Genomic DNA, 24,213 nt, shown 5'->3' with positions numbered 1-24,213 from the left:
GCCCTGTATTAAAAGAACGTAATGCGGCTCAGTTCCATATCCAGCGCGCTGCGTACCAGAAACTCCGTGGGATACGGCTGCGTCAGAATTTGTCCGCGAATTTCAAACTGTAGCGTGTTATAGCTACCCTGCCGGGTTTTATCGAGCAAGGGCGTGACCCTGAGTGTGGCGGCGTTCAGCCGGGGTTCGAAACGGATAATGGCGCGCCGGATCGCCTCGCTGATATCGTCCCACTTATGCTCATACATAAAGCTGCCCGCCAGCGGCGGCAGGCCATAGTTGAGCACTGACGCCGCCGCCTGCGGATAGCGCCGGGCGTCGATGTCACCCTCGTGGCTAATGGTATTGAGCAAAAAGGAGAGATCCCGACGAATGATCTCCTTCAGTTGTACCGGCGTGACGCTGATATCCCGGTCAATTTTCTGATACGGAGCATTGTCACACAGCCGATCAAATAGGGTGGGCAGCAGGTGGTTAGCGGGTGTAAAACGAGACGTGCTCATGCGCCATCGTTTTCCTGAGCATGAAAGGTACAATGGGCCATGTCCAGCAGGCTGATATCGCCGTGGCTGGTCAGCCACACTTTCTGCCCCAGCGCCCGCACGGTGGTTTCGCCGGGGCCGTCCTGCCAGGCGGTTTCCCGGCACAGACGCAGGGCGTCAGATGCACTTTCCGAACCGCTGTAACGGGTAAAGAGCCAGGCGCCGTGCGTATCGCCATTCATCAGGGTGATATTAATGGGTTTCCACAGCAGATCGGTCAGGCGCGTCGGTTGCGGCGATTCCAGCGAGCGTATTTGCGAAAACGGTAGCCAGATATACACGCCGCCGGTGACCAGCTCAAGTACCGGGCCAAGGCGGGAATCGCTGTCGCTCGCCCAGTCAAACGCGCCGCCGTTCCACTGCCCGCCCGTGTCTGTTATGGCTTCCAGTGCGGTATTACGGTGTTTATCAACCTCACCGGTATCGTCATGACAGGCGAGTGCCGCCAGCAGTGACTCCACCCAAACGGGCTGCGGCAGAAGAAAACCTGGTCGTTGTTCACCCTGAAAAACGGTGTGGCGGAACATTTCGCAGCGAACCAGCTCCCGGTACAGCCGGGCCTCCTGGGTATAATTGGCCTCCATCCTGGCGCATAGCTGAAGCTGGTGTAGCGCCCGCGACCAGTCTCCGGCCACACACAGCAACTGAAACAGGCTGTGGCGGCAGAGCGCTTTCGCCGGATTTTCCCGAACCTGCTGCTCCGCCATCTGAATCCCCTCCGCAATAGAGTATTCCTGTAGCAGCGCGGACAGGGTAGCAGGAAGCGTGTCAGTTTTTTTCATGGGCGGTATTTCCATTTTTCTGTGTCGGAGTGATTCGGTAGTGGCTATCGATGCCAATAATACGATGCTCGCGGCGGGTCAGATCGGGCAGTATCTCGCTATGTGCGGTTTTCCCCGCCTGTTCCGGCGAGAGCAGTTGCAGGATATCGGGCATTGATTCCATCGCCAGCCAGTGCATTTCACCCTCACCGGTCGTGTCCAGCGTATCCAGAATGGCATCAATACCGGGCGCGCCTGCCACCATATCCTGTAACGTGTCGGTGTCGCCCTTTTTATCGTATAACGACGTCAAATCCTGGGTGACAGCGTCTTCATTTCGGGGAAACGGTTTATCACTGAGGGGCTTTTCCTGCCCGGAGGGCCGCAATGCCTGCTGATATTCCTGGTAAAGCTGGTGTAGCGTGCTATCCGCTTCATGGCCGGTGTAAGAGGATGCGGTTTCCCGGACGGGAATAATATCGAACGGGTTCTGCGGATTGAGCTGTTGTTGTTTAAACCAGTCCAGATCCAGGTACTCAGCAACGGATTCAGATGACTGAACCAACTGAGGAAACGAAACATCGGGACGGGACTCATCATTGGTGCGGGCAAGGCACCAGGATGACAGACCCCATTCAATCGTATCTCCATCATTCAGCCGCATACGGTGATGAGGTTCCATCACCTGCTCATTGACGGCACAGCACAGTTCATCAGAGTGATTAACAATCCACCACGCCTCTTCGTGGCGAACAAGACTGAGCGCGATATCGTCTTTCCCATGTTGCTCAAAAAGCGGAATGTAGGGGGCTGCGGTAGTAAATACGATGTATGTCCCTGCGGGATACTGTGCGTTATCCGTTATACCCTGCGACTGTATTTTCCGTAATTCCCACATGTCTTGTTTCATTATGTCCCTTAAATGTATTTATTTTTCTGGAGGAAACGTTTAGGGAGTTTTAATTCATAAATAATTTTAACTAAATTCATAGAGAGTCATTATTGATGACACCCTTTTTATTATTTTCGTCGTGAATGCATTGTTGTATGCATAGATGTCTTTTTTGAAATATTATTTCTTTTAATTCTGCAATTGCGATTTTTATCTTGCTGTTCATTGATTATTTAATATTAACGGCTTAGTTGCTAATTAGTCCCTGATCTGTATCATTGTTTTGTTTCGATATTTTTTCGAGGCTATCAATAAAGAATTGTTTATATATTTATATGCATTGATGCATTATTTTTATGAATTTTTATGTCACAAGGCATAACACATGGAAACTCCTGTTTCACGCAGTGCGTTGTATGGAAAACTGGCCGGCCCACTATTCCGGTCGCTGGAATCGGCAACGGCATTTTGCAAACTACGCTCTAATCCCTGGGTTGAGCTGACTCACTGGCTGCACCAGTTAACACAGCAGCCCGATAACGATATTCTCCACGTTCTTCGGCATTACCAGATCCCTCTTTCTGATGTGGAGAAAGCGTTACTCCGGCAACTGGATATGCTGCCCGCCGGGGCCAGCGCCATTAGTGATTTTTCTCACCATATCGATCTCAGCGTTGAAAAGGCCTGGATGCTGGCGAGCGTCCGTTACGGCGATAACAAAATTCGCAGCGGCTGGTTGCTGCTGGCCTTGTTGACCACGCCAGAACTGCGTCGGGTACTGAGCAGTATCTGCGCGCCGCTGGCCACGCTTCCGGTTGATGAACTGACGGAAATACTGCCCTCGTTGATCGAAACATCGCCGGAAGCGCAGGAGCGCCCTTACGACGGCTCCGGCCTGGCATCAGCCATTCCCGGTGAAAGCAGTCAGGCGATTCCCAACGGCGGGCAGGACGGTAAATCCGCGCTGGCAAAATACTGTCAGGACATGACGGCACAGGCGCGCGACGGCAAAATCGACCCGGTGACGGGGCGTGAGCATGAAATCCGCACCATGACGGATATTCTGCTGCGCCGTCGCCAGAATAATCCACTACTGACTGGTGAGGCGGGCGTCGGAAAGACGGCGGTCGTCGAAGGTTTTGCCCTCGCGATTGCGCAGGGGGAAGTGCCGCCCGCGCTGCGGGAAGTACGGCTGCTGGCGCTGGACGTTGGCGCTCTGTTGGCCGGAGCCAGCATGAAAGGCGAGTTTGAATCGCGTCTGAAAGGGTTACTGGAAGAGGCCGGGCGCTCGCCGCAGCCGGTTATTCTGTTTGTCGATGAAGTTCACACTCTGGTGGGCGCGGGCGGCGCATCCGGCACGGGCGATGCCGCTAACCTGCTGAAACCGGCGCTGGCGCGCGGCACCCTGCGGACTATCGGCGCCACCACCTGGAGCGAATACAAGCGCCATATTGAGAAAGATCCGGCGCTGACCCGGCGTTTTCAGGTGTTGCAGATTGCCGAACCGGAAGAGATCCCCGCAATGGAAATGGTACGTGGTCTGGTGGATACGCTGGAAAAACACCACAACGTACTGATTCTGGATGAGGCGGTACGTGCGGCGGTACAGCTTTCTCACCGCTACATTCCCGCCCGGCAGTTGCCGGATAAGGCTATCAGCCTGCTGGATACCGCCGCAGCCCGCGTGGCGCTGACGCTGCACACGCCGCCTGCCAGCGTACAGTTCCTGCGCCAGCAGCTAAAAGCGGCGGAAATGGAACGGTCGCTGTTGCAGAAGCAGGAAAAAATGGGGATTCAGTCAGATGAGCGGCGCGATGCGCTGACGGCGCGAATTTTCTCGCTCAACGATGAACTGACTGCATCCGAATCCCGCTGGCAGCGGGAGCTGGAACTGGTACATACGTTGCAGGAACTGCGTCTCGCAGAGTCAGATGCTGATGACAAAACCACGCTGCAACAGGCCGAAACGGCGCTAAGGGAGTGGCAGGGTGACGCGCCGGTGGTGTTCCCGGAAGTCAGCGCGGCGGTGGTCGCGGCGATTGTCGCCGACTGGACCGGTATTCCTGCCGGGCGCATGGTGAAAGATGAGGCCAGCCAGGTGCTGGAACTTCCTGCCCGACTGGCGCAACGCGTTACCGGGCAAGACGGCGCGCTGGCGCAGATTGGTGAACGTATTCAGACCGCCAGGGCGGGACTGGGCGATCCACGCAAACCGGTGGGCGTGTTTATGCTGGCCGGGCCGTCCGGTGTCGGTAAAACCGAAACCGCGCTGGCGCTGGCGGAGGCTATCTACGGCGGTGAGCAGAACCTGATTACCATCAATATGAGCGAGTTCCAGGAGGCTCACACCGTTTCCACGCTGAAAGGCGCGCCCCCCGGCTATGTGGGCTATGGCGAGGGTGGTGTGCTGACGGAAGCGGTGCGTCGCCACCCCTGGAGCGTAGTGCTGCTCGACGAGATCGAAAAAGCGCACCATGACGTCCATGAACTCTTCTATCAGGTGTTTGACAAGGGCGGGATGGAGGACGGTGAGGGAACACATGTCGATTTCAAAAACACCACGCTATTACTCACCACCAACGTGGGTTCCGACCTCATCAGCCAGATGTGTGAAGATCCGGCCTTAATGCCCGATGCTACGGGGCTTAAAGAGGCGCTAATGCCGGAATTACGCAAGCATTTCCCGGCGGCATTTCTGGGCCGCGTGACGGTGATCCCTTACCTGCCGCTGGACGAAACGTCGCGTGGCGTGATTGCCCGTCTGCACCTTGACCGGCTGGTGGCGCGGATGGGTGAACAGCACGGCGTGACGCTGACGTATAGCGAGGAACTGGTCGCACATATTGTGGCGTGCTGTCCAATGCATGAAACGGGCGCGCGGTTGCTGATTGGCTACATCGAACAGCACATCCTGCCGCAACTGTCGCGCTACTGGTTGCAGGCCATGACGGAAAAAGCCGCTATCAGGCAAATTGATATCGGCGTTAATGGTGATGAGCAGATTGTTTTTGAGATCGTTTGCTGAAACCGGCCGTTCGAAGTGTCCGTAGTGCGATTTTAAAAACTGTACCGGTATACCGCTCCCCTTGCGGCAACCAGTTGACTAAAAAGGAAATGAAGGATTATGGCTATCAACAATAGCGCGCAGAAATTCATCGCGCGCAACCGCGCGCCGCGCGTGCAGATTGAATATGACGTAGAGATTTACGGCTCTGAGAAAAAAATCGAGCTGCCGTTCGTGATGGCGGTGCTGGCCGATCTGGCCGGGAAACCGCGTGAAGAACTGCCGCCGGTGACGGATCGCAAATTCCTCGATATTGATATTGATAACTTCAATGAGCGCATGAAAGCCATTGCGCCGCGCGTGGCGTTCGCTGTGCCGAATACGCTGACGGGTGAAGGTCAGTTGATGGTCGATATCACGCTGGAAAATATGGACGACTTTTCGCCGGCACAGATTGCCCGCAAGGTGGACGCCCTGAACCAGTTACTGGAAGCCCGCACCCAACTGGCGAACCTCCAGACCTACATGGATGGCAAGGCCGGGGCGGAAAATCTGGTCAATAAACTGTTGCAGGACCCGACTCTGCTGAAAACGCTGGCGAATGCGCCGAAACCGGCCGCTACCCAGCAAGGTGTGTCAGCGGATAATGAATCAGCGGAATAACGTCGAATTTTTAAGGAATTTTCATGGCAAACAGTAATATGCAGGCAACCGACGCGGTTGCTCAGGATACCGTCTCCGCATCCGGTGAATTTGATGCGTTGCTGAATCAGGCCTTCCGACCCAAGACTACCCAGGCGGCAAAAGCTGTGGAAGCCGCGGTGCAGACGCTGGCGCAACAGGCGCTGGCGAACACGATCACCGTCAGCGATGACGCCTATAAAAGCATCAGCGCTATTATTGCTCAGATCGACTTTAAACTGACCGAACAGATCAAACTGATCCTGCAACATCCCGACTGGCAGAAGCTGGAATCCTCGTGGCGCGGTATGGAGCATCTGGTTTACAACACCGAGACCGACGAAAAGCTGAAAATTCGCTTCATGAATCTGTCAAAAGATGAATTGCGGCGCAACATGAAGCGTTACAAGGGCATCGCCTGGGATCAAAGCCCGATGTTCAAGAAACTGTATGAAGCTGAATACGGCCAGTTAGGCGGCGAACCTTATGGCTGTATCATTGCGGATTATTACTTCGACCATACACCACCCGATGTGGATCTGCTTGGCTCTATCGCCAAAGTCGCCGCGTCGGCCCATGCGCCGTTTATTGCCGGGGCTTCCCCCTCGGTACTGCAAATGGACTCCTGGCAGGAGCTGGCGAATCCCCGCGACCTGACCAAAATCGTCACCCAGAACCTGGAATATGCGCCGTGGAACTCGCTGCGGGCTAGCGAAGACTCCCGTTATATTGGCCTGACGATGCCGCGTTTTCTTGCCCGCCTGCCGTATGGCGCAAAAACCAACCCGGTGGACGAGTTTGATTTTGAAGAAGATGCGGATGGTTCTGACCATACTAAATACGTCTGGAGCAACGCGGCCTACGCGATGGGCGTAAACATCAACCGTTCCTTCAAACACTACGGCTGGTGTACGTTGATTCGCGGTGTGGAATCAGGCGGTGCGGTGGAAAATCTTCCCTGCCATACCTTCCCGACTGACGATGGCGGCGTGGACATGAAATGCCCGACCGAAATCGCCATCTCTGACCGCCGCGAGGCTGAACTGGCGAAAAACGGTTTTATCCCGTTGATCCACCGTAAAAACTCAGACTATGCCGCCTTTATCGGTGCACAGTCGCTGCAAAAACCACAGGAATACTACGATCCGGACGCGACGGCCAACGCTAACCTGTCTGCCCGTCTACCGTACCTGTTCGCCTGCTCGCGCTTCGCTCACTTCCTCAAATGTATCGTCCGCGACAAAATCGGTTCCTTTAAAGAGCGTGAGGATATGCAGCGCTGGCTAAATGAATGGATTATGAATTATGTCGACGCCGATCCGGTGAACTCCTCGCAAGAAACTAAAGCCCGTCGTCCGCTGGCTGCCGCTGAAGTAGTGGTGGAAGAGGTCGAAGGCAATCCAGGTTATTACGACGCGAAATTCTTCCTGCGTCCGCATTTCCAGCTTGAAGGGCTGACGGGATCGCTGCGCCTGGTGACAAAACTGCCGTCAGTGAAGCAGGGCAATGCCTGATGCATTTATTTTGTGAATATATAAATAATATCAGAGGATATTAAGAGAATATATGCCATATGTTTATGCTAATGCAAAGGCTTTACAGGATACAGAAAAGGTAGGAAACCACCATCAGTGTGTTGAACTTATTCAACACTATATACGAGTAGGACAAACGAGTACATGGCAGCAAGGGGCCGCAGTATTTGGAAACAAAAACATTGAAGTCGGGACAGTTATCGCTACTTTTGTGAATGGGCGATATCCGAACCACAATAGTGGCAACCATGCTGCATTTTTTCTGGGGCAAGATGCTGGCGGGATATGGGTGATGGATCAATGGAAAGATGATATCGCAAAACCCCGTGTGTCCAAACGTTATATAAGAAAGTTGCATAATGGAAGTGTTCGTAGTGACGGGACTTATATAAGGATGAGTAATAATGCAGAAGCCTATTTTATCGTTGAATAGCACCTGTATTGTCGGGGGCATTCTGTGGTTACTTCCGGTAATAGTTGTTCATGCCGATGAGATTGTCTGCCCTGCGGTTATTCATTTTTCTCAGGCTCCAATAATTTCCTCAGCGGAAGGATGGAATGTCTCATCCCGTGCAGCGCGTATGTTGAATGATGGTGGTTTTCTTTCGTCTGGCGATCCCAAAGAGCAGGCAGATCTGAAAGGTGAAGATGCAGTCGTTGATGGGAAAAAGGGGCGTCTGTGGGAGATAGACCCGGAGGATAATCGCCGGGGGATCTGGTTCTCATGTAGTTATGGACAGTGGGCTGTTCTGCTTGCCAGAAAAGTTCAGGGAACGGTCGCGACATGCTGGAGCCCGGATGTCTTACCGGCAAAATTGATTTGTAAATAAAATATATAATCTTTATATGAATACTCTGATGCCAGAATACGCATAAAAGATGCCTGTTAATGTTTAAGATTTATTCGTGAAGTAAATACTTCAATAATATTGGCAACGGAAAAAGACAGCCTTCTGTTCTCCTGAAATTACGGGGAAGGGGATTCTGTACGGCAACGGTTTATTTCTGCGCAAATTATCAGGATAAACCAGGTTTATTTTAAGTAAAACTTAATAAGGATATAAAAATGGCTTATGACATTTTTCTGAAAATTGACGGCATCGACGGTGAGTCGATGGATGACAAACACAAAAATGAAATTGAAGTACTGAGCTGGCGCTGGAATATCCATCAGGAATCCACCATGCACGCCGGTAGCGGCCTCGGCTCCGGTAAGGTCTCCGTCACCAACCTGGATTTTGATCACTATATCGACCGCGCCAGCCCGAACCTGTTCAAATACTGCGCCTCCGGCAAGCACATTCCGCAGGCCATTCTGGTTATGCGTAAGGCTGGCGGCAATCCGCTGGAGTACCTCAAGTATACCTTCACCGACCTGATTGTCGCCGTGGTTTCTCCGAGCGGCAGCCACGATGGTGAAATCGCCTCCCGTGAAACGGTCGAGCTTTCTTTCAGCACTGTGAAACAGGAATACGTGGTGCAGAACCAGCAGGGCGGCAGCGGCGGCACTATCACCGCAGGTTACGACTTCAAGGCGAACAAAGAAATTTAACGGCTGTTTTTCCGGCCAGATTTATATCTGGCCGGATTTATTGTTTTGATTTTAAAGGAATTTACAGTGAATAAATGGCGTAACCCCACTCGGCGGTTATGTGCGGTAGCTATGCCTTTTGTACTGCTCCTGCTTTCCGGATGCGGCAGTAGCGATTCGCTACCTGACCCCTAATCGCAGCGGCCTGGCTTGAGCGTGAAAGCATTTTACAAGGTGAATTCTGACAATCAGAAGAAAGCGGCGTCCATGAAGATACGTGTTGAGAATTAATGACCTACACAGAATTTTTAGAGGGTAAGCAAAATGAACAGACCTTCATTCAATGAAGCGTGGTTAGCTTTTAGGAAGGTGAATCATTCCGTCGCTGATGTGGGTAGCATTATTGGTGGAAACGTTGGGAAAAATATAACTGGTGGTTATTTTCAAAATGCCTGCCCTATTCGAATGAGCTATGTTTTGAATGCGACAGGATTCCCAATAGCCCGTAACTCTCCGTATGCAAAGGTTAGTGGTGCCGATAATAAATTCTATATTTATCGCGTGAATGATATGATTGATTATCTTACTCATACTATGGGCAAGCCTGATCTTATTGTTAATAATCCGAAACAGAGTGACTTTATAGGGAAGAAAGGAATTATCGTAGTAAAAGGGCATGGCTGGAGCAATGCCAGAGGACACGTTACATTATGGAATGGCAGTATCTGTTCAGATCAGTGCCACTTATTAAATGACCCAGATAATGGACCATTTGTTCCTGAAGTTGGGACTCTGTGGATACTGCCGTGAAATGGTTAATATTAGTTACTTTCAGCATAAGTGGAATGCTGGTATGGCAGCCATCCTTTGCACAAGAAGCATTGACCACACAATATTCACAGTCGGAACTCTTAAAAAACTGGGCGCTGAGTCATTGTCTGGCATTAGTATACAAAGATGATGTCGTTAAAAACGATGCCAGAGCTACGGCCAGTGCTTACCTTGAATATGGTAAACAATCTGTGGAGATTTACCATGAAATTGATGAGATTGCGAAAAAATATTCAGGGTTGAAATATAACGGCTCGATATCATCAGATTTTAATACCATGAAGTGCATAGATTTTATCCACGACAGGGAATTAAATGAATTAATTAAAAGGCGTGTCGAGAAGTAAAATTCAAAGATATTAAAAGCATACGTTCTCTTGCTCTGATGAATTTATGGGTAAGAAAGAGCTGTACAGGAATAGTTAATCTGTTCACCTAATAAAGCAGATAAATCAGGGCTTAATTTAGGTAGTTAAAAGGATAGTAGATATGTCTTATGACATTTTTCTGAAAATTGACGGCATTGACGGCGAGTCAATGGATGACAAACACAAAAATGAAATTGAAGTACTGAGCTGGCGCTGGAATATTCATCAGGAATCCACCATGCACGCCGGTAGCGGTCTCGGTTCCGGTAAGGTCTCCGTCACTAATCTTTCATTTGAACATTACATCGATCGCGCCAGCCCGAACCTGTTCAAATACTGCTCTTCCGGTAAGCACATTCCGCAGGCCATTCTGGTTATGCGTAAGGCTGGCGGCAATCCGCTGGAGTACCTCAAGTACACTTTCACAGATCTGATTATTGCAATGGTATCGCCCAGCGGAAGCCAGGGAGGGGAAATTGCGTCTCGCGAATCAATTGAACTCTCCTTCAGCACCGTGAAGCAGGAATACGTGGTGCAGAACCAGCAGGGCGGCAGCGGCGGCACCATCACCGCAGGCTACGACTTCAAGGCCAACAAAGAAATTTAACGGTTGTTTTTCCGGCCAGATTTATATCTGGCCGGATTTATTGTTTTGATTTTAAAGGAATTTACAGTGAATAAATGGCGTAACCCCACTCGGCGGTTATGTGCGGTAGCTATGCCTTTTGTACTGCTCCTGCTTTCCGGATGCGGCAGTAGCGATGCGTTACCTGACCTCGAATCACAGCGACTCGACCTGAGCGTGAAAGCCTCCGATAAGGTGAATCCTGACAATCAGAAGAAGGCCGCGCCCATTGAGATTCGTGTTTATGAACTAAAAAATGACGCCGCTTTCACGACAGCTGATTACTGGTCGCTCCATGACAACGACAAATCCGTCCTTACCGACGATTTAGTGCGTCGCGACAGCTTTATTTTGCGTCCCGGCGAAGAGAAAAAACTGCGTCGCCCGCTGAATGCGCAGACCACGGCAATCGGCGTACTGGCCGGATACCGTAACCTGGCCAAATCGGTCTGGCGAGTAACCTACAAAATCCCGGAAGCCCCGGAAAAAGCCTGGTACAGCAGCTTCATACCGGGGAAAGGAAAAGTGCAGTTGGAGGCGGAACTGGAACAAAGCGCCATTGTAATTACGGAACGGGATAAATGAATTATGAGCTGGAATGACCGCGTAGTCTGGAGTGAAGGACAATTTTTACTGCCGCAGATGTTTCAGCAGCAAGAGCGTTATCTGGAACACGTCATGCATTACCGCAGCCTGCCGCTGACCCCCTTTTTCTGGGGATTCAGCCACTACAATATTGATGGCGAAGCGCTGAACATCGGTAAACTGATACTGAAAGAGGCATCAGGGATTTTCCCTGACGGCACGCCGTTTAACGCACCGGACCACACCCCGCTGCCGCCGCCGCTGACCATCCTGCCGGAGCACCTGAACCAGCAGATTTGTCTGGCGGTACCGGTTCGCGCGCCGAACAGCGAAGAAACTACGTTTGACAATAACCCGGAATCACTGGCGCGTTTCTCGGTACATGAACACGACATCCGCGACGCCAACTCGCTGGGACGTGGCGCGCAGTTATTACAGCTCAGTCACCTGCGCCTGCGGCTGCTGCCGGAAAAAGCGGTGACGGGCGCCTGGATTGGCCTGCCGTTGACCCGCATCACCGGGTTGAACCCTGACGGGCGGATAGATATCGACCACGACCTGATCCCGCCCATCATTAATTATCAGGCCAGTTCACTGATGTGTACCTGGCTGTCGTGGATCAACGATCTCATCCGGATGCGGGCCGATTCGCTGGCGGAACGGCTGACAGGCAGCGACAACCACGGCCATGAAGCAGCGGAGGTCTCCGATTACCTGCTGCTGCAAATTCTCAATCGCTTTGAGCCGCTGTTGACCCACCTGGCGAAAACGCCGCTGGCCCCGGAAGTGTTGTATCGCTACCTGTCCGAACTGGCCGGGGAACTCTCCACCTATGTGCGTCCACAAACGCGACGGCCCGCTGAATACAAAGAGTACAAACACCTGACGCCCTATGCCGGGTTGAAATCGCTGGTTGATGAGGTGCAGTTCCTGCTGAATGCGGTACTGATCCGGGGCGCGCAGCGCATCGAACTGAAAGAGGGGGCTTACGGCATCCTGAATGCGGTGGTGGCTCCTTCCGATCTTGCCGATTTCAGCACGCTGGTACTGGCGATAAAGGCTTCAATGCCGACCGATGTGCTACTGCAACATTTTGCCGCCCAGACCAAAATCGGGCCATCCGATCGCCTGCCGGAACTGATCCGCTCGCATCTGCCGGGGCTGGCTTTGCAGGTTCTGCCTGTACCACCGCGCCAAATCCCGTTTCAGGCCGGATACATCTATTACGACATCCGCCGCGAGGGAGCATTGTGGGAACACATTGCCCGTTACGGCGGGATGGCCATGCATACCGCCGGGGAATTTCCGGGGCTGGAGACAGAACTGTGGGGAGTGCGCGATAAATGACAGACAGTACCCTGACGCCGCCAGCGGCGGACATGATGTCCTTTTTGTCCACCACGCCGGAGCATAAGGACAGTGAATATGAAACGCCGGTACACACCAGCCAGCGCACGGAACTCAATGTCATCGTTGAAGACGGTCCGGACAGCAAACTCCGGCTGGCTGAAATCAGCTCGGCGGCTAACCCGTTGCTCGCCGCTGCCCGGCCTTTATTGTGCGCTCTCGCAGCCATGCCCGCTAAACTGGATGCGGCCCTGGTAGAGCCTTACCGTAATCTGTTGGTACGCGAGATGCATCTGTACCAGACATTATGCGATCAGGCGAACCTGCGGCGCGAGCACGTACTGGCGGTACGTTACTGCCTGTGTACGGCGCTTGATGAAGCCGCCAATAACACAACCTGGGGACGGCGCGGCGTCTGGGCCGGAAAAAGCCTGCTGGTAACATTTCATGGTGAAAGCGAAGGCGGGATAAAACTTTTCCAGATCATCGGGCGTCTGGCGGCCAGCTTCCAGGAGCATGGCAACGTACTGGAGGTTATCTACCACCTGCTGGGGTTGGGATTTGAAGGCCGCTACAGCGTGCAGCCAGACGGGCGTAAGCAACTGGACAATATTCGCCAGCAACTGCTGACACAGCTTTCACAGCGTCGCGATCCGGTTATGCCCGCGCTCTCGCCTGACTTTCAGGGGGCGATAAGCGGACGACTGCGGCGGATGCGCCGGGTGCCGGTCTGGCTGAGCGCCGGGATAGCCCTGTTGGCGATGCTGACGCTGTTTGGCCTTTACAGCCACCGGATGGATGTGCAGACCGTCACCGTACAACAGCATATTGATGCGATTGGTATAAAACTGCCGCCGCCGCCCGTGCCGGTTCATAAGCTGCGGCTGAAAATCCTGCTGGCAAACGAAATCGCCCGTGGCCTGCTGACCGTGGACGAAGATGACCAGCACAGTAGGGTGGTCTTCCGTGGCGACGCCATGTTTGTGCCGGGACAGAAAACGGTGAGTGACGCAATCCGGCCAGTGATTAACAAAGCGGCGCGGGAAATCGCCCGCGTGGGCGGCGCAGTCACTGTAACGGGTCACACTGACAGCCAGCCCATTCATTCGGCTGAATTCCCATCCAACCTAGTACTGTCGGAAAAACGGGCGGCGGAAGTTGCGGCGTTGCTGACCTCCGGCGGCGTACCTGCCGGACGGGTACATATCGTCGGCAAGGGCGATACGGTGCCGGTGGCGGATAACGGCAGTAAAGCCGGGCGGGCGAAAAACCGTCGGGTGGAAATTCTGGTAGTGGAGTGAATGAATGATGAAAAAATCAACCTATGATGTGTCTCATCATTCGGCAGTATGTGGCGTGACGGGGGATTATTATCGGATCTCAGCGACATATCACATAAAACGATCTATCCGTGTTTTTTTGATCATTTTATGTTGTTTATTACCCGGTGGCGTTTTTGCCGGGTCCCTGATTAACGCAGGATTCATTTCCCCCGATAATGTCAACCTCAGTATACGGGATTTTCTGGGATTTTATGCCAGTGATAACTTACAGGAAAAAGATAATACACTGATGTATGTGTTGGGGGTAGCGGATGCCACAGAAGGTAAGACGTGGTGTGGATATGGTCAGGTTGACAGTATAACAATAAACCATACTGTGCTGGCCTGGCTTGATCGGTACTCTGTGAAAAAGCCTGATGCAAGAGCTTCGGTGCTGATAGAGGAAGCATTAGTTAAAAATTTCCCCTGTCAGGGGACTGAACCCTCCGTAAAAATTGCTTCCCGGTCATCTCCTGTGTTATCCCTGACGCCGGATGCGCTTAATCTTTCAGGTAATGACTTTTTTAAATTTTGGGTATCTGGTAATCAACTGGATAAACTCAGGGCGGGTATCTATCTGCTTGGCGTGGAGGATGCAACGGAGAAAAAACTATGGTGTGGATACGATTTATTTAAGACGCTAACATTAAATGAATTAGTCTATGTTTCTCTTAAAAATAAAACCAATGAGGAACTGAATTCTCGCGCGGCTGAACTTATCATAAATAAATTAATAGAGTATCCCTGTAAGATATAAAATCATTCAAGTTGCATCAAGGCGGCAAGGGAGTGAATCCCCAGGAGCGTACATTAGTTCGTGACTGGGGTGAGCGAGGAAAGCCAACGCACATGCAGCCTGAAGTATGACAGGTATACCCTGTGATAATGTTATCGCTGCCAGTTCAGATAAAGTCTTGGTGGTAAAGTCTTGGTGGTAAGATATTGATATGTTTAAGATAATGGTCTGTCTGTTGGTGGGTATTCCTGCCATTTCTTATGCGCACGATTATGGGTGTGCTACGGTTGGAGCATCAATGGAGTCATCATTATTTGATGCCATAAAAAATGACCTGAATATAGATGTCGCTACTATTATAAAGGATAAAACAAAGGTAGAGATTCTTGATATCTCACCTGTATCTAAGGTCTATGCAGAATCTCTGGCCAGGATGGATTATGAAAAAGATAAAGCCAAAAATAAAGTGGCAATATTAGATAAAAAATCCTATTTCGATAGTTACTATGAAAATCAGGTTAAATCTATCGTGGCAAAATATACCTATATTAACAAAGATAAAGAAAAAGATATTTTCATTGCATCCAGCTTCATGAATGCTGATGAGTGTTCTGTAAGATTTAATGGTTATATTACTTTATCCAGGGAATTTTAAAATATTGATTATTGGGTGGCGAGTCGAAATATAATGCAAAAATTTCTTAGTCTGCTTTTTTCCCGGCGCGCGCTGGCGGTTGTGGGCGTTCTGGTTCTGGCGCTGCTGGTCTGGTTTGTCGGGCCGCTGGTGTCATTTGATACCCTGCGCCCGCTGGCCTCCGTGGGTAGCCGGGTAGTGACCATTGCCCTGTTGCTGATGCTGCTGGTACTGTGGCTGGTCAACTGGTCGATGAGTATCATCGGCATCAGTGTCCTGTGTCTGGCGATTGGCTTCGTCACACCGCTGCTGGCCCTGGGCGATGTCCATCCGTTTGCGCCGCTGTGGGTCCGCCTGACATTAATTGGTTTCATCCTGCTGATGTACGCGCTGTACGGCCTGTACCGGCTGTGGCGTGCGCTGCGTATGGATGAACAACTGCTGCGTCGCTTCCTGCATCCGCGCGGGGAAGAGGTACCGGTGGCAGGCGAGATCAAAGCCGACCTGCGCACCGTCAACCATATTGTCACGCAGGCCATCCGGCAGCTGCGGCAGTTGCGGGTGGATATGCCTGGCTGGCGTAAAATCTTCGAGGGAAAACGCTTTCTGTATGAGCTGCCGTGGTTCATGGTGGTCGGCAGTCCCGGCGACGGCAAAACCACGGCCCTGCTGAACACCGGATTGCAGTTCCCGCTGGCGGAGCAAATGGAGCAGACCTCGCGTATCCTGACAGTGCCGGGTGGCGGCACGCTACACTGCGACTGGTGGTTTACCAATGAAGCGGTGTTGATTGATACCGCCGGACGCTACGCCCGCCACGATGACGGTGGTGAAGCGAGCGCCGCGCAGCGTAACGCCGGAGAGTGGCAGGGCTTTCTCGGTCTGCTGCGTAAACATCGCCCCGGCGCGCCGCTTAACGGCGTGATCCTGACGCTAAACGTGGCGGATTTAACCGCACAGTCACCGGCGGAACGCCTGGCGGCCTGCGCCGCTCTGCGGGCGCGACTGGCAGAACTGCGCGAGACCCTGGGGATTCGCTTTCCGGTCTATCTGGTGGTCACCAAAATGGATTTGTTGCCGGGGTTCAGCGAGTATTTTCGCACGCTGACCAGCCATCTTCGCGCACAAATCTGGGGCTTCACGTTGCCGTACAGCCGCAGGCGAAAAGCGGGCGACCCGCAGGCGCTGCACGCCGCCTGCGCGCAGGAGCTGGCGCGCCTGACGCTGCGGTTGGATCAGGGACTGGATACCCGGTTACAGGAAGAGTACGACCTTAAAAGCCGCCAGCGGCTGTATACCTTCCCGCGTGAGTTCGCCGCCCTCGGCGAGCCGTTGCTGGAGGCTATTGAACAGATCTTCCTCGATTCAAAATTCGATGCCACGCAACTGAATAACACGCTGCGCGGGGTCTTTTTCACCAGCGCCGCGCAGGCGCAGGCCGACGCCGTGGCCGACCAGTTGAGTATCTGGCAGCGCTTTGTCCGGGCGATAAAAACCGCCCGTGGCGAATCATCCGCCTCTCTCCCACACGCTCTGCCGGACGGCAACCGCAGCTACTTTCTGCATGACCTGCTAACACAGTTTATTTTCCGTGAAGCGCACCTGGTGGAGCCAAACCTCCAGTGGGCCTGGCGTTACCGCCTGCTGCGCCTCGGCGGGCACCTGCTGGTACTGGTGCTGGCATTCCTGTTGTGGCAGGGGATGCAGACCAGCCAGCAGACCAACGGCGACTATCTGAATGAAATCAGCGCCCGCGCGACCCGGCTGGACGGTGATGTGAAAGCCTACACCGGTAAACCGGCGATGGCTCCCGTCCCGGCACTGCTGGACAGCGCAAGGGAACTGTCCGCCTGGCCGGAACTGGACCCGGACGCGCCGCCGCTGACCTGGCGCTACGGCCTGTACAGCGTACCGCCGGTAACCGACAGCGTGGCGTCGCTGTACAACCGCCTGCTGGATCAACTGCTGCTGCCGCCGCTGGTGAAACGGATGGAGTATGTGCTGGCGGACGCCATTGCCCGTCAGGACAGTAAAGCTGCGTATGATGCCCTGCGCATCTATCTGCTACTGAATCTGGATAAAGATCACGAAGATAAATACAACGCGGCGGAGATCCAGTCGTGGGTGATTAACGATCTGGGGAACAGCGACAGCGTGGCCGGGTTTGGCGGGCGCGCCGCCGTGCTGACGCATATCGAAGCGCTGTTTGACGGCAGCCGGGTGGTGCATTCACCGTATGAGAAAGATGAGGCGCTGATCCGCCAGGCGCGGGCATTCCTCGACGGTCACACCAGTACCGAGCGTATCTATGCGCGGGCGCTGGCGGCGATGGAGAGCGAAGCGCCGCAGGAGTTCACGCTGGTACGCGCCGTCGGCGCGGATGCGGGAACGGTGTTTGTGCGTAGCAACGGCGCGCCGTTGGATCGGGGCGTGCCGGGTATTTTTACCCGTGAAGGTTACCGGGAGCTGTTCGACAAACGATTACCGGAATTTGTGGCGGCGGCGACGGCGAACGATGGCTGGGTGATGGGCCGGGAGAGTACGCCAAAAAAGCTGACTGACAGCCTGCGCAGCCAGATACCGGGGCAGGAGCAGTCTGTCGCCCGCGAAGTCCGCCGTTTGTACCTGACGGAATATGCCCGCCGCTGGCAGGATTTTCTGGACAGTATCCATAGTATCAACAGTGCCGGGGAAGAGGGCAGTTCCGGCCTGGCCTATGATTTACAGGTGCTGCGCACCCTGGCGTCGCCGGACTCACCGCTGATGCGGCTGGGAAAAGCGGTGGTGGAGCAGACCACGCTGGTGCCGCCGCCGGACCCGCAGGCCAGACAGAAACAACTGGCGCAGCGCGCATCCGGTAACGCGGGGAAAGTGGTACAGACGGCAAAACTGTTCCAGGATATTCACCCGGAAGAACGGCTGGAAAAAACGCTGGTGGATGACCGTTTCGCCGCGCTGCGCGAGGTCATTGCCGGGCGGACGGACGGCGGACAGAGCGGCGGTGGGACGATGCAGATCGCTTCGCTGCTGACCATGCTCAACGAGTATTACACCCAACTGACCATTGCTGATAGCGCGCTGGCGGCGGGGACGTTGCCAGCGCGCATTACTGCCGCAGACAAGTTGCAACTGGAGGCGGCGAAACTGCCTGCGCCGCTGAAAAACATCCTGCTGGATCTGACGAAGCAGGGAACGCGCAAAATCAACGCCGGGACCGGCGACGTGCTGAACACCCAGATGGAGGCGATGATGGGCGACGACTGCCGTGACGCCATCGACGGGCGCTATCCGTTCGCCGACAGTCCGCAGGAGGTCAGCGCCGAGGACTTTAACCGCATCTTCGCCAGCGGTGGCGTACTGGATGCTTTCTGGAGCAAACAACTGGCTCCGCTGGCGGACACCGCCAGCGATCCGTGGCGCTACAAACCGACCGAAGGCAACATGACGTTGCAGGGGCCGGATCTGACGCCGTTTCAGCAGGCGAAGCAGATCCGCAGCGTGTTTTTTAACAGCGAGGGCGGGAAAAAATTTTCCTGGTCGATGCAGATTAGCGTGGTGGATATGGACCCGGCCATCACGGAACTGGTGATTGATATCGACGGCCAGGTGCTGCGCTACGCCCATGGTCCGGACCGGCCCCTGAAAGTGACGTGGCCGGGACCGCGCAACGGCTCGATGGCGGAAATCACCGCCAGCCCGCGTATTCGCCAGGATACCTCAACGCTACTGACTGGCGGGCCGTGGGCGCTGTTTCATCTGCTGGACGCCGGAATGGTACAGGAAACGGCGGTGCGGGGGCGCCAACTGGTGGAATATGATTTTGACGGTCGCCGGGTGGTGCTGAAAATCACCGCCGGGCGGGATTTTAACCCGGTCAGCCGGGAGCTGTTGCAGAACTTCAGTTGTCCGGCGAGGGCGTTGTAATGCGCCGGCCAGCGGTGGTATCAGCCCCGGCGATGTTCGGCAGGCTGCCGGACCAGCGCGACTATGTGCGCTGGCGAGTGGGCGCTGAAGAGGGACGAATATGGCAGGACTGGCTGAACCGCCAGACGTGGGTGGGCAGCGGGCGGCATATCGTGTTGCCGGGAGGCCAGACGACCGATGAAGAGCGTGACGGCTGGATGCACCTGTCGCCGCGTGGCGAACATGATATGCCCGCGCCGGAACACCATCCGCTGCCGTGGAGCTTTGTGATGTCGCCGGGATTTTTGCCGATGGGTGGGACGACTGACTGGCTGACCGGAGTGCTGATGGCGTCACGGGATAGCGTGGGACGCCCGTGGCCGCTGGTGATTTACCAGCGCTGCGGTCGGGAGTGGCTGGACGAGAGTTTGCAGGAGACGCAGGGTTGGCTGTACTGGCTGGCGAGGCTGGCGGCGCAGCATATCACGCCGGACACGATGCGGCGCGGGCGGCTGACCGAGCAGGTGGACCAGCTATGGGCGATGTGGCAGCCGGGGCCGTGGTGGGCGCAGTGGCTGCGTGGGTTACGACGAACATCGCAGCGCAGCCGGGAACTGACCGGGCTGCCGGATGAAGCACCGGTAGTAGAACTGCCGGGCGTGCGTTATCTGCCGTGGCCGGGCTGGCCGGGTAAGACGCTGGGGCAGGCAACACCGGGGCAAGGCTGGTTCTGGCAGCAGAACAGTGAAGGGCGGTATGTGGATGCGCTGCGGCTGGTGGATGAAGAAAATAGAGGTCAGATGCTGTGAAAAAGTACGCTGTAGAGGTTCTGTTTATGTCTGCCTGTGCAGGAATGTTCCTGCCCGTATTTGCCTGGGGCGGAACAGATGTAAACATTGATAACCCGCTGGCGGAGTGTGTGGATATCCATCCCGTTCATCGTCAGGAAATGGATAACCTTACCATTCTGAAAACAACGGTCACACTGAAAAAAAGTACCGGTGAATGTGGCTGTTTCTCAACATTAATCAACTATACCAGCTTACTGGCGCAGGATGTTGAGGGTTACGGACGCGGAAGTGCATATTCCCTTCAGGAGGGGAATATTTCACTGGCGAAGATGCAGGGACGTTATCCTTTCAGCTTTGTATTATCGGTGGATAACCAGTCTGTACGGGATCAGAAGCTGGCGCTAATGATACGTTGTACACCACCGCTGTAATACACAGAATAGTCAGGGAGAAGATGATGGCAGTAAGACTGACTTTTGACGGGCAAAAGCTGACATGGCCTGGTATCGGGATATTTAAGGCGACCACGGGGTTACCGGATTTACAGTGGCCAGATAAACAGTGTGTGCCGGATGCGGCGATACCGGAAGGGAATTATAAATTGTTTATTCAGTTTCAGGGGGAGGCACCGATAAGAAATGCTGCGGATTGTGATCTGGGACCATCATGGGGCTGGAGTACCATTCCGCGAGGCCAGGCTGCCGGAACATGTGAGATATACTGGGCGAACTGGGGATATAACCGTATCCGGCTGGAATCAGCGGATGAGAAGACCCGAAAAGCCTGTGGGGGCAAGCGGGGTGGTTTTTATATCCATGATTCCACCAAAGGTTACAGTCATGGTTGTATTGAAGTGGAACCGGTGTTTTTCCGTATTCTGAAACAGGAGACGGAAAAAGAAAATGGTGAAAAGACATTTACGGTTAATGTTAAGTATGTTTCTGGTCAGCAAACGAATGGTGGAACAAAACAATAATACCGTTAAAACCGGATGAAATTATCGTGTCTGGACGTGCTGTGGTTGACAATCATTACAATGGTGGCCAGATAAGTAATGAGCACGATGATAAAGTATATGACTGGCGGTGTGCTGGTTATTAATCAAATTTCTATAAAATGCAATGTGAATCTGGTAAGCGTAATAAAAATAAAATCATAATATTGTTATATTCATTTCCTTATTTATGTAATTCAGTATTTATGTTATGTGCTAATTTTTGTGTTTTTATTTTCATGGCTCTTGTCAGCAATATACCCTGTTCTTCTGGTAAATATTTAAATATAACAGGCTGGTTGCATTATAAAGTGCGGGGCACTGTTTCCTGACGGTGAGTCTATTTATTTTAATCCGGTATTAAAGGAGTCACTACCATGAGTTTTGTATCCACAAATAATAAATCCGGTATGGGAGGGCTGACGACAACCACGCCGCCGATAACCGGAGAAAGTGGCGGTGTCACCGCAGATTCAGTCGCCGGAAGCGTGGCAGATGCGGCGGAAGCCGCTGTGGAACAGGCTGCGGGATCGCTATTTGGCGCATTGCCGGAGCCATCAGGACTGGTGAAAGCCGCGGTGGCAGCGGCGCAGGCTGCCGCCGCCGCAGGTATGGCGCAGGATGCGGTATCGGCCATCGTCTCCGCTGTTGCAGGCGGGCCGGGGGCGCATAATGTGACGGTCAGCGGCAGCGCCGTACCGCCGGGCGCATTACTGTTCGCCAGCCTGGACGGCGGCGAAACATTAAGTGAACTGTTCAGCTATGTGGTACAGCTAAAAACGCCCGACACCCTGAATCTGGGCTATGTCTCCCCGGCGGCCAACCTGCCGCTCAAACCGATGGTGGGCAAAGATCTGTGCGTCAACATCGAACTGGATGGTGGCGGTAAACGACATATCAGCGGGCTGGTCACGGCGGCGCGGGTGGTGGGCCATGAAGGGCGTTCGGTTACCTATGAGCTGCGTATGGAGCCGTGGGTAAAACTGCTGACCCATACCAGCGACTACAAAGCATTCCAGAATAAAACCGTGGTGGATATTCTGGATGAAGTGCTGGCGGAATACCCCTACCCGGTGGAAAAGCGGCTGGTGGAAAGCTACCCGGTACGCACCTGGCAGGTGCAGTACGGTGAAACTGATTTTGATTTTCTTCAGCGACTGATGCAGGAGTGGGGTATCTACTGGTGGTTTGAGCACAGCGAGGACAGCCACACGCTGGTGCTGGCGGATGCCATCAGCGCCCACAAAGCATGTCCGGACTCGCCGCTGGTCGAGTGGCACCAGGAAGGGCTGAAGCTGGACAAGGAGTTTATCCACACTATCACGGCAAACGAGAGTCTGCGGACTGGCCAGTGGGTGCTGGATGATTTCGATTTTACGAAGCCACGTTCATTGCTGGCAAACACCGTGGCAAACCCGCGTGAAACCGGTCATGCCACCTACGAGCATTATGAGTGGCCGGGAGACTACTTCGACAAGAGTGAAGGCGAGATGCTGACGCGCATCCGTATGGAAGCGCAGCGCAGCCCCGGCAGTCGGGTGCTGGGGGGAGGGAATATCCGCACACTCATGACCGGTTATACCTTCACGCTGGAAAACTATCCCACCGCCGAAGTCAATCAGGAATACCTGTTGATGCAGACCTTGCTGTTTGTGCAGGACAATGCGCAGCACAGCGGGCAGGACCAGCACTTTACCTTTTCCACCCGTTTTGAACTGCACCCCACCCGCGAGGTGTTCCGCCCGCAGCGGACGGTGAGCAAACCCCACACCAAAGGGCCGCAGAGCGCCATCGTCACCGGCCCGGCGGGCCAGGAAATCTGGACGGATCAGTACGGGCGGGTAAAGGTACAGTTTGGCTGGGATCGCTACGGCAAAATGGATGAAAACAGCTCTTGCTGGATACGCGTCAGCTACCCATGGGCGGGCAAAGGCTTCGGGATGATCCAGATCCCGCGTATCGGCCAGGAAGTGCTGGTGGATTTCAAAAACGGCGATCCGGATCTGCCGATCATCGTGGGGCGTACCTACAACCAGGACACCATGCCGCCGTGGGGACTGCCGGGCGCGGCAACACAGAGCGGGATATACAGCCACACTATCGGCGGCGGACCGACCAATGCCAACGCTCTGCGTTTTGAAGATAAACCCGGTAGTGAAGAGGTCTGGCTACATGCTGAAAAAGATCAGCGTATTGAAGTTAATAATAATGAAAGTCACTGGGTGGGGAATAATCGGGTTAAGGTCATTGATCAGTCAGAAATAGCCACTATTGGCGCTGTCCGCGACCATAAAGTTCAGTATGACGATACCTCTCTGGCCGGAGGAAATAAAACCATTCAGACGGTAAAAGAGTTATATCTGGCAGCGGGTGATTCTATTACCCTGAGTTGTGGTGACACCGTTCTGTACATGAGCAGTAAGGGGGAATTTTACGTAACCTGTAAAACGTTCAATATTACTGCAACAGATGCCGATGGTCAGATTAATACTATAAAAGGGCAGCTGGATTTAAATATGGATAAAAGAGAACCCAAAGTGGGAACATTTGGTGAGTCAGAAAAAACAGCAATGGCAGCAGTAATTAAGGAAACTTTCCCACCCAAAGAATAGTTTTTATTTTAGTGCCGGACTTATCAACACTTTCAGACCAAAAAGGATTTTATATAATCATGACGAACTATTATATCAACGAAGCCATCTTGAGTTTCTCCGGTAATATATCCCAGGACAGCACCCTCAATATGATCCGCCTGAGCGATCCGGATGCGGCGCTGATTATCAGCCGCGGCAAAATGCAGGACGGTGATGAACTGGCGTCCCAGGTTGAACAACAGATGAAAAAACTGGAAAAGCAGGTTAAGGAACTGCGTTATACGCCAGCACAGGTTGTCCGGCTGGGTATTGACGGGAAAATGGAAGGGCTGGAAATACAGAGTCAGTTCATCCGGGGTAATGAGCATGTATACCAGTACCAGGCGGTATTTGTGCTACAGAGCAGCCGGGTAATGATGGCCCTGACCTATGCCCGCTCAACAGCGTTAACCGAAGCGGATAGGGGGCGCTGGGCGGATATCAAAAAGAATCTGCGTTTCAGGTTGGACCCGGAAAACACGGCAACCGGACAATAAC

Annotated in this window: 23 protein-coding genes and 1 pseudogene; 21 read left to right on the top strand and 3 right to left on the bottom strand. The window is 53.6% G+C overall.

The features are described 5' to 3' along the window. Positions 1–8 precede the first annotated feature (8 nt). The 3 genes from tssE to tagK are packed head-to-tail and all read right to left on the bottom strand — an operon-like array spanning position 9 to position 2,213. Positions 9–503: a type VI secretion system baseplate subunit TssE gene (tssE, locus tag QEN32_RS17190; RefSeq protein WP_000108007.1), complete on the bottom strand. Its 495-nt coding sequence runs from the start codon at positions 501–503 to the stop codon at positions 9–11. Then, positions 500–1,324: a type VI secretion system accessory protein TagJ gene (locus tag QEN32_RS17185; RefSeq protein WP_000750546.1), complete on the bottom strand. Its 825-nt coding sequence runs from the start codon at positions 1,322–1,324 to the stop codon at positions 500–502. The genes tssE and QEN32_RS17185 overlap by 4 nt, the downstream gene beginning before the upstream one ends. After that, positions 1,311–2,213: a type VI secretion system-associated protein TagK gene (gene tagK / locus QEN32_RS17180; protein WP_131045529.1), complete on the bottom strand. Its 903-nt coding sequence runs from the start codon at positions 2,211–2,213 to the stop codon at positions 1,311–1,313. The genes QEN32_RS17185 and tagK overlap by 14 nt, the downstream gene beginning before the upstream one ends. A gap of 367 nt (positions 2,214–2,580) precedes the next feature. On the opposite strand from tagK, the gene tssH reads away from it, so the two are divergent. From tssH to QEN32_RS17075, 21 genes and pseudogenes are all read left to right on the top strand, one after another. Continuing rightward, the gene (gene tssH / locus QEN32_RS17175) at positions 2,581–5,220 is read left to right on the top strand and encodes a type VI secretion system ATPase TssH (protein ID WP_039519393.1); all 2,640 of its coding nucleotides are present in this window, start codon (positions 2,581–2,583) and stop codon (positions 5,218–5,220) included. Between the two features lie 99 nt (positions 5,221–5,319). Next, positions 5,320–5,862, top strand: coding sequence for a type VI secretion system contractile sheath small subunit (gene tssB, locus QEN32_RS17170; RefSeq protein WP_000996815.1), 543 nt, complete (start codon positions 5,320–5,322; stop codon positions 5,860–5,862). Between the two features lie 23 nt (positions 5,863–5,885). Beyond that, positions 5,886–7,394: a type VI secretion system contractile sheath large subunit gene (gene tssC / locus QEN32_RS17165; RefSeq protein ID WP_000013884.1), complete on the top strand. Its 1,509-nt coding sequence runs from the start codon at positions 5,886–5,888 to the stop codon at positions 7,392–7,394. A gap of 52 nt (positions 7,395–7,446) precedes the next feature. Then, positions 7,447–7,848, top strand: a complete 402-nt coding sequence (locus tag QEN32_RS17160; RefSeq protein ID WP_001147175.1) for a BPSL0067 family protein — start codon at positions 7,447–7,449, stop codon at positions 7,846–7,848. After that, positions 7,820–8,245, top strand: coding sequence for an STY0301 family protein (locus tag QEN32_RS17155; protein WP_001171576.1), 426 nt, complete (start codon positions 7,820–7,822; stop codon positions 8,243–8,245). The genes QEN32_RS17160 and QEN32_RS17155 overlap by 29 nt, the downstream gene beginning before the upstream one ends. 236 nt (positions 8,246–8,481) lie before the next feature. Further along, complete coding sequence (locus QEN32_RS17150) at positions 8,482–8,967, top strand: Hcp family type VI secretion system effector (RefSeq protein WP_000312802.1); 486 nt, start codon at positions 8,482–8,484, stop codon at positions 8,965–8,967. Between the two features lie 66 nt (positions 8,968–9,033). Continuing rightward, a pseudogene (locus QEN32_RS17145) lies at positions 9,034–9,228 on the top strand (type VI secretion system lipoprotein TssJ); the annotation flags it as partial. 42 nt (positions 9,229–9,270) lie between these two features. Beyond that, entirely contained in the window at positions 9,271–9,756 is a 486-nt protein-coding gene (locus QEN32_RS17140; RefSeq protein WP_001081550.1) for a T6SS effector amidase Tae4 family protein, read from the top strand. Then, on the top strand, positions 9,741–10,124 hold the full coding sequence (locus tag QEN32_RS17135; RefSeq protein WP_000379146.1) for a type VI secretion system amidase immunity protein Tai4: 384 nt from the start codon (positions 9,741–9,743) through the stop codon (positions 10,122–10,124). Before QEN32_RS17140 ends, QEN32_RS17135 begins: the two co-directional genes overlap by 16 nt. Positions 10,125–10,266: 142 nt before the next feature. Further along, positions 10,267–10,752: an Hcp family type VI secretion system effector gene (locus QEN32_RS17130; RefSeq protein ID WP_000119443.1), complete on the top strand. Its 486-nt coding sequence runs from the start codon at positions 10,267–10,269 to the stop codon at positions 10,750–10,752. A 66-nt stretch (positions 10,753–10,818) separates the two neighbouring features. Beyond that, entirely contained in the window at positions 10,819–11,355 is a 537-nt protein-coding gene (tssJ, locus tag QEN32_RS17125) for a type VI secretion system lipoprotein TssJ (protein WP_020898423.1), read from the top strand. A gap of 3 nt (positions 11,356–11,358) precedes the next feature. Continuing rightward, the gene (gene tssK, locus QEN32_RS17120) at positions 11,359–12,702 is read left to right on the top strand and encodes a type VI secretion system baseplate subunit TssK (protein ID WP_118998575.1); all 1,344 of its coding nucleotides are present in this window, start codon (positions 11,359–11,361) and stop codon (positions 12,700–12,702) included. Further along, positions 12,699–14,003, top strand: coding sequence for a type VI secretion system protein TssL, long form (gene tssL / locus QEN32_RS17115; RefSeq protein WP_265321863.1), 1,305 nt, complete (start codon positions 12,699–12,701; stop codon positions 14,001–14,003). Before tssK ends, tssL begins: the two co-directional genes overlap by 4 nt. Before the next feature lie 4 nt (positions 14,004–14,007). Next, entirely contained in the window at positions 14,008–14,781 is a 774-nt protein-coding gene (locus QEN32_RS17110; RefSeq protein WP_023206381.1) for a Rap1a/Tai family immunity protein, read from the top strand. A 202-nt stretch (positions 14,782–14,983) separates the two neighbouring features. Further along, positions 14,984–15,415: a putative Shiga-like toxin A subunit gene (locus QEN32_RS17105; RefSeq protein ID WP_023166851.1), complete on the top strand. Its 432-nt coding sequence runs from the start codon at positions 14,984–14,986 to the stop codon at positions 15,413–15,415. 33 nt (positions 15,416–15,448) lie between these two features. Further along, entirely contained in the window at positions 15,449–19,318 is a 3,870-nt protein-coding gene (gene tssM, locus QEN32_RS17100) for a type VI secretion system membrane subunit TssM (protein WP_265321864.1), read from the top strand. After that, entirely contained in the window at positions 19,318–20,106 is a 789-nt protein-coding gene (locus QEN32_RS17095; protein WP_061383721.1) for a TagF domain-containing protein, read from the top strand. The genes tssM and QEN32_RS17095 overlap by 1 nt, the downstream gene beginning before the upstream one ends. Further along, positions 20,103–20,519 (top strand): DUF2195 family protein, encoded by a 417-nt coding sequence (locus QEN32_RS17090; RefSeq protein ID WP_001596567.1) that lies wholly within the window; start codon positions 20,103–20,105, stop codon positions 20,517–20,519. The genes QEN32_RS17095 and QEN32_RS17090 overlap by 4 nt, the downstream gene beginning before the upstream one ends. A gap of 23 nt (positions 20,520–20,542) precedes the next feature. Then, a complete protein-coding gene (locus QEN32_RS17085; RefSeq protein ID WP_000968384.1) occupies positions 20,543–21,064 on the top strand; it encodes a DUF2778 domain-containing protein in 522 nt (173 codons plus the stop codon). 395 nt (positions 21,065–21,459) lie between these two features. Continuing rightward, on the top strand, positions 21,460–23,694 hold the full coding sequence (locus QEN32_RS17080) for a type VI secretion system Vgr family protein (protein ID WP_000011526.1): 2,235 nt from the start codon (positions 21,460–21,462) through the stop codon (positions 23,692–23,694). Between the two features lie 59 nt (positions 23,695–23,753). Continuing rightward, positions 23,754–24,212 (top strand): DcrB-related protein, encoded by a 459-nt coding sequence (locus QEN32_RS17075; RefSeq protein ID WP_000186513.1) that lies wholly within the window; start codon positions 23,754–23,756, stop codon positions 24,210–24,212. The last annotated feature ends 1 nt before the right edge of the window (position 24,213 follow it).

Source organism: Salmonella sp. SA14318, assembly GCF_029866905.1.
Lineage (GTDB): Bacteria > Pseudomonadota > Gammaproteobacteria > Enterobacterales > Enterobacteriaceae > Salmonella > Salmonella enterica.
This window is presented reverse-complemented; position numbering and strand designations above follow the sequence as displayed.

Coding starts and splice junctions, on each gene's coding strand:
- tssE (WP_000108007.1), bottom strand. CDS start 503: ATGAGCACGTCTCGTTTTACACCCGCTAACCACCTGCTGCCCACCCTA.
- QEN32_RS17185 (WP_000750546.1), bottom strand. CDS start 1,324: ATGAAAAAAACTGACACGCTTCCTGCTACCCTGTCCGCGCTGCTACAG.
- tagK (WP_131045529.1), bottom strand. CDS start 2,213: ATGAAACAAGACATGTGGGAATTACGGAAAATACAGTCGCAGGGTATA.
- tssH (WP_039519393.1), top strand. CDS start 2,581: ATGGAAACTCCTGTTTCACGCAGTGCGTTGTATGGAAAACTGGCCGGC.
- tssB (WP_000996815.1), top strand. CDS start 5,320: ATGGCTATCAACAATAGCGCGCAGAAATTCATCGCGCGCAACCGCGCG.
- tssC (WP_000013884.1), top strand. CDS start 5,886: ATGGCAAACAGTAATATGCAGGCAACCGACGCGGTTGCTCAGGATACC.
- QEN32_RS17160 (WP_001147175.1), top strand. CDS start 7,447: ATGCCATATGTTTATGCTAATGCAAAGGCTTTACAGGATACAGAAAAG.
- QEN32_RS17155 (WP_001171576.1), top strand. CDS start 7,820: ATGCAGAAGCCTATTTTATCGTTGAATAGCACCTGTATTGTCGGGGGC.
- QEN32_RS17150 (WP_000312802.1), top strand. CDS start 8,482: ATGGCTTATGACATTTTTCTGAAAATTGACGGCATCGACGGTGAGTCG.
- QEN32_RS17140 (WP_001081550.1), top strand. CDS start 9,271: ATGAACAGACCTTCATTCAATGAAGCGTGGTTAGCTTTTAGGAAGGTG.
- QEN32_RS17130 (WP_000119443.1), top strand. CDS start 10,267: ATGTCTTATGACATTTTTCTGAAAATTGACGGCATTGACGGCGAGTCA.
- tssK (WP_118998575.1), top strand. CDS start 11,359: ATGAGCTGGAATGACCGCGTAGTCTGGAGTGAAGGACAATTTTTACTG.
- tssL (WP_265321863.1), top strand. CDS start 12,699: ATGACAGACAGTACCCTGACGCCGCCAGCGGCGGACATGATGTCCTTT.
- QEN32_RS17110 (WP_023206381.1), top strand. CDS start 14,008: ATGATGAAAAAATCAACCTATGATGTGTCTCATCATTCGGCAGTATGT.
- QEN32_RS17105 (WP_023166851.1), top strand. CDS start 14,984: ATGGTCTGTCTGTTGGTGGGTATTCCTGCCATTTCTTATGCGCACGAT.
- tssM (WP_265321864.1), top strand. CDS start 15,449: ATGCAAAAATTTCTTAGTCTGCTTTTTTCCCGGCGCGCGCTGGCGGTT.
- QEN32_RS17095 (WP_061383721.1), top strand. CDS start 19,318: ATGCGCCGGCCAGCGGTGGTATCAGCCCCGGCGATGTTCGGCAGGCTG.
- QEN32_RS17085 (WP_000968384.1), top strand. CDS start 20,543: ATGATGGCAGTAAGACTGACTTTTGACGGGCAAAAGCTGACATGGCCT.
- QEN32_RS17080 (WP_000011526.1), top strand. CDS start 21,460: ATGAGTTTTGTATCCACAAATAATAAATCCGGTATGGGAGGGCTGACG.
- QEN32_RS17075 (WP_000186513.1), top strand. CDS start 23,754: ATGACGAACTATTATATCAACGAAGCCATCTTGAGTTTCTCCGGTAAT.